This window comes from Synergistaceae bacterium (genome assembly GCA_017444345.1).
Classification (GTDB): domain Bacteria; phylum Synergistota; class Synergistia; order Synergistales; family Aminobacteriaceae; genus JAFUXM01.
This window is the reverse complement of sequence record JAFSWW010000056.1, coordinates 1-4,770: the sequence shown is the minus strand read 5'-3', so window position 1 is coordinate 4,770 and position 4,770 is coordinate 1. Positions and strand designations below refer to the sequence as shown.

The window sequence follows — 4,770 nt, the reverse complement described above, 5'->3', positions numbered from 1 at the left end:
TTATTCATGTAATATAAATTTTACGCATTATTCTACTCCCACCCGCCCACCCGACTGCTGCGCAGTCGAGTAGAATAGGAGAATCTTTGCATAAATATTATAGTAAGGAGAATAAATTATCATGTCAAATAAAATTTTAGAATTAAATAATGTCTCGAAAATTTATGGGAATCTTAAAGCACTTGCAGATATAAATTTAAGCGTCAATGCCGGGGACTGGCTCTCAATAATGGGACCTTCAGGTTCAGGAAAAACTACAATGATAAATATTATAGGCTGTATGGATACTCCGTCAAATGGGAGTGTTATTCTTGACGGTCTTGACATCAGCAAAGAAAACGCAGCAAGTTTAACCCGAATCAGGCGCGATAAAATCGGGTTAATCTTTCAACAGTTCCATTTAATAAGTTACTTGACCGCGCTTGAAAATATAATGGTCGCACAATATTATCACAGTATGCCCGACGAGTCCGAAGCTATGGAAGCACTTGAGAAAGTAGGCCTTAAGGACAGAGCTAGACACTTACCCGCCCAGCTTTCAGGAGGAGAACAGCAAAGAGTCTGCATTGCCAGGGCATTAATAAATTCGCCTAAAATTTTACTCGGTGATGAGCCGACGGGGAATCTTGACGAGGAAAACGAGGGAATCGTCGTAGATTTATTCAGGAGATTACACAGTGAGGGCGTTACTATTATAATAGTTACTCATGATCCTGAAGTCGGAGATGTTGCACAGAGAAAGATAATTCTTGAACACGGGAGAATTATAGACGATATTGACCAGTCGGCAACGTTTGGGGAGGCTTTAAAGCTAAGGAGGAATTAATAAATGTATAGATTTAAGATTTATATCGAGACGACACTATTTAATTATTTTTTTGACGAGAACCGCCCGGGACATGATGATGTTGTAGAATTGTTTCAAGCAATCAAGGCGGGGGATTTTGTTGCGTATACTTCTCGTTATGTTACAGACGAATTAAAACGCGCTCCTGAACCTAAGCGAAGTGATATGCTGAATCTTATTGAGGAATACGGCATTATAACATTAAATCCTGATGTCAAAGCAGAAGCATTAGCCAGAAAATATATAAATTCTGGTATAATTCCTGCATCACATTTTTATGATAGTTTACACATAGCTATTTCTGCAATTAATGGACTTTATGCTATATTGTCGTATAATTTTCACCATATTAACCGGGACAAAACAAGAACATTAACAGCAGGAATCAATGAAGTTGAAGGCTATGATGTAGTAAAAATTTCTACAGCAAGGGAGGTGATGGATGATGCTAAAAAATTTTTTCGAGGAGGAAGAACTCCCGCCGATGGATCCTGTTGAGGCTGAAATCGACGCAATAAGACAGCAAATATACGAGGAGACAAAGCACATGACTCCAGAGGAGCGAGTCGCTGATTTAATTCGGAGAACTGACCCGATAATCAAGCAATTTCACATGAAAGTCAGTTCACTCAAGCCTATAGAGCCTCGTAAACCTCAGATTGACGAGCCTTATTATTTATCATGAGACTCACAAATTATATAATTGCACGCAGAAATATAACCCGCTGCCCGTTAAGAAATTTTTGCTTGATTTCTGCTGAAATAATTTTAGCTGCTTTCTTATTTGCCGGGACTGTATTAATTATGAGTCTCTCTAATGGAGCTCAAAGCATGTCAGACAGACTCGGAGCTGATATTATGCTTGTGCCGTCCGGTTATGACCCGCATATTGATAATATTTTGCTATCAGGGAAGCCCAGCGCGTTTTATTTACCTGATAACGCATTAGAACTCGTGAATAATCTTGACCCTGAAATCAAATCACGAATCGAAAAATTTTCGCCTCAAGTCTTTATGGCAACTTTGAGAGCGTCCTGCTGTGCTTATCCCGTTCAAATTATGGGAATTGATTATAATAGCGACTTCATTATTAAACCTTGGCTTAATCAGACTCTCAAGCGCGAACTAAATGACGGTGAAATAATTTTAGGCTTTCACAATGTCGGAGAAGTAGGCGATAACATTACTTTTTTCGGTGAAGATTTACGAATAGCCGGGAAACTTGAGCGCACGGGGATGGGCTTTGACTCGTCAGTATTCATGAATCGCAGTACTATAATAAAACTTGCAAACGCTGCCGACAAAATTAAATCTCAGAAATTAGCAGCAAATAATAATCTCGTGTCAGTCATTATGATAAAGCTAAAGCCCGGCCAAGACAGCGCAGAAACTTCCCGCAAAATCAACCGCGAATTAAATAAATCAGGAATTTACGCACTCTTCAGCAAAAAATTTGTGAATCATATATCTTCAAGTCTCGTGCTTATATCAGGAATAATTAAATATTTTCTCGTTATATTATGGCTCATGGCAATTATAATTATCGCGCTGTTATTCTCACTCACTATTAACGAACGTAAACAGGAATTTGCAATTTTGCGCGCAATTGGTGCCTCAAGGAAAAAATTATCTGCTATGATTCTTTATGAAGCGTCATTAATCGGCCTTTATGGAGTCATAACCGGAATAATATTCGGAGCTATTATAATTTTTGCTGCGAGTCCGTTTATTAGTGAATTATTAAATTTGCCGTTTCTCATGCCATCACCTGAAAAGTTATTATTTATTGCGGCATTGTCGGGAATCATCACGCTTTTAACGGATTTAATTATAACGGGAATATTTGCGATCAGGGCCGGACGAGCTGATATACACGAAAATTTGAGGTGAAAATTTTATGATTACTCCCAGAATAGAGGACTATTTAGAAGAGTTATTTTTGCTTGAGAGTACAGGGCGTGAAGTTACAGTTACAGATTTGGCCGAGCGACTCAAGATAACAAAGGGGACTGTTACGGCGACAGTGCAGAAACTCGTAGAAATGGAATTCTTGAAACATGAACGCTACGGGAATTTGCATTTAACGGACGCAGGAAGACGCAAGGGAATGACAGTTTTCCGCCGTCATGAGGGATTCAGGGCGTTTTTCCATGAGTTATTAGGGCTTGACAGGGATCACTCTTCAGAAATGGCCTGCTCAATGGAACACTATGTAGACTCAGTAACTGAAGAGAGATTATATGCGTTACTTGAATTTTTCAGGAAAGCCAAAGCCGAACATCAGCCGTGGGTCGACGAAATATTTTTAGCGATCGAGCAGCCTATTTTAATTGTGCCAGTCCCGTTGACTTTATGCGAAATTAATTCAGAAGGTGCAATTTTACGCCACACAGCAGAAGAGCCCCTGCGCAAAAAATTAATAGAAATGGGATTCGTTACCGGCTCAAAAGTTAAATTAACTGCAATTACTCAACAGGAAGACGAGAGCGAGATTTATACGTGCAAGCTCAGCAAGAAATTAATAAATCTTCCGTTAAATGAGGCTGCTACGATATGGATTCAACAGCAGGCAAAATAAATATAACACTCCCCCGCATATGACACTCTCAAAGGGGGAGAAATTTTTTACTCGCATAAAATATTTATTGCCTCGTCCATTGCTTGATTTAATAAATTTATATTATCGCTGAATCCCTGACAACTGAAAGCACTTCCGCCGCCCCTGCCTCCTAAAATATTTATGGCTTTCTTAAATGCCGGCCTGACATCAAGACTCTTATTTTCGCGATTACAGCCAAATATTATAAATACTCCGTCATTATTCTCACACGCAAGAAGGGCAACTAAATTTTTATCGCCTTCAGTCAATAATTTGAATAAGTGCTTTATTTCGTCCTGACTCGAATCTTTTATTATGTGCTTGACGAGTCTAAATTTTGTGAAATCCTTTGCGTTATTAATCAAATCTTGAGCAAGCGGCCTTAAGTAACGCATTATATTATTCTCGTTCTGTGATTTCAACGAGTCAATCTGCGATTTAAGATTTATAATTTTCTCGTTAAGTCCCATATAATTGCAAACAAGCTCGGACTCTGCCCGCCTGACTTCACGATAAAGCGAATCAAGCCACCTATAAGCAGCCCGCCCGCTCTTGAGATAAATTCTCGTTCCGCCCTTGTGATTCTCGTGTGAAGTAATCTTTATTAGTCCCACTTGGCCGGTTGTGCTCACGTGAAGACCGCAGCAAGGTACATAATCAACTCCTGAAATTTTTATAATTCTTACTGGCTCAGAAGGATTCGCAGGCGGTAATTTTCGCGCAAGTGATTTAATTTCGCTCATGTCAGGATAAATAATTTCTACGGGAATATCTTTATAAATTGCTTCATTTGCTGCTGACTCTGCCTCAAGTATAATATTTTCGTCAACTGGTGTATCTACATCAATTGAAACATTATCGCCCTCGATTCTCATTCTAGCAGTGTGCAGTCCGTGAAGATTATATAATTCTCCCGCAAAAATATGTTCGCCTAAATGCTGCTGCATAAGCTCGAATCTTTTATCCCAGTCAATAACTCCGTGAACTCGTTTAAATTCGCTTATGGGTTCAGATAATACGTGAATAATTTGCCCGTTTTTCTCGTGAACATCAACGACCTGAATATTATCAATATAGCCGGAGTCGCAGGGCTGCCCCCCGCCCGATGGATAAAATAAAGTTTCGTCAAGAATTATATTATTGCCCTGAATATCTATAATATTTGCATCAAATTCTTTTGAGTATAAATTTTCGTAATATAATTTTCTCGTCATTAATAAAGCCTCGTTAATAAATTTTATTTTCCGGCAAAATTATATCAAGTTTGAAGCTGGATTTATGAATCATTTTTGCGTGAAATTACTGCCATCCCGCAAACCCCCAC

Annotated in this window: 6 protein-coding genes; 5 read left to right on the top strand and 1 reads right to left on the bottom strand. The window is 38.9% G+C overall.

Annotated elements, in window-relative coordinates; translation table 11 throughout:
- Positions 1 to 121 precede the first annotated feature (121 nt).
- The 5 genes from IJS99_03780 to IJS99_03760 are packed head-to-tail and all read left to right on the top strand — an operon-like array spanning position 122 to position 3,425.
- On the top strand, positions 122 to 826 hold the full coding sequence (locus IJS99_03780) for an ABC transporter ATP-binding protein (protein ID MBQ7560943.1): 705 nt from the start codon (positions 122 to 124) through the stop codon (positions 824 to 826).
- Positions 827 to 829: 3 nt separating this feature from the next.
- A complete protein-coding gene (locus tag IJS99_03775) occupies positions 830 to 1,345 on the top strand; it encodes a hypothetical protein (protein MBQ7560942.1) in 516 nt (171 codons plus the stop codon).
- Positions 1,332 to 1,532: a hypothetical protein gene (locus IJS99_03770; GenBank protein MBQ7560941.1), complete on the top strand. Its 201-nt coding sequence runs from the start codon at positions 1,332 to 1,334 to the stop codon at positions 1,530 to 1,532. Before IJS99_03775 ends, IJS99_03770 begins: the two co-directional genes overlap by 14 nt.
- Positions 1,529 to 2,737 carry an ABC transporter permease gene (locus IJS99_03765; protein ID MBQ7560940.1) on the top strand — a complete coding sequence of 403 codons (1,209 nt, stop codon included), beginning with the start codon at positions 1,529 to 1,531 and terminating at the stop codon, positions 2,735 to 2,737. The genes IJS99_03770 and IJS99_03765 overlap by 4 nt, the downstream gene beginning before the upstream one ends.
- Positions 2,738 to 2,744: 7 nt before the next feature.
- On the top strand, positions 2,745 to 3,425 hold the full coding sequence (locus tag IJS99_03760; protein MBQ7560939.1) for a metal-dependent transcriptional regulator: 681 nt from the start codon (positions 2,745 to 2,747) through the stop codon (positions 3,423 to 3,425).
- Between the two features lie 47 nt (positions 3,426 to 3,472).
- On the opposite strand, the gene IJS99_03755 is transcribed toward IJS99_03760, so the two are convergent.
- A complete protein-coding gene (locus IJS99_03755) occupies positions 3,473 to 4,660 on the bottom strand; it encodes a hypothetical protein (GenBank protein ID MBQ7560938.1) in 1,188 nt (395 codons plus the stop codon).
- Positions 4,661 to 4,770: the final 110 nt, after the last annotated feature.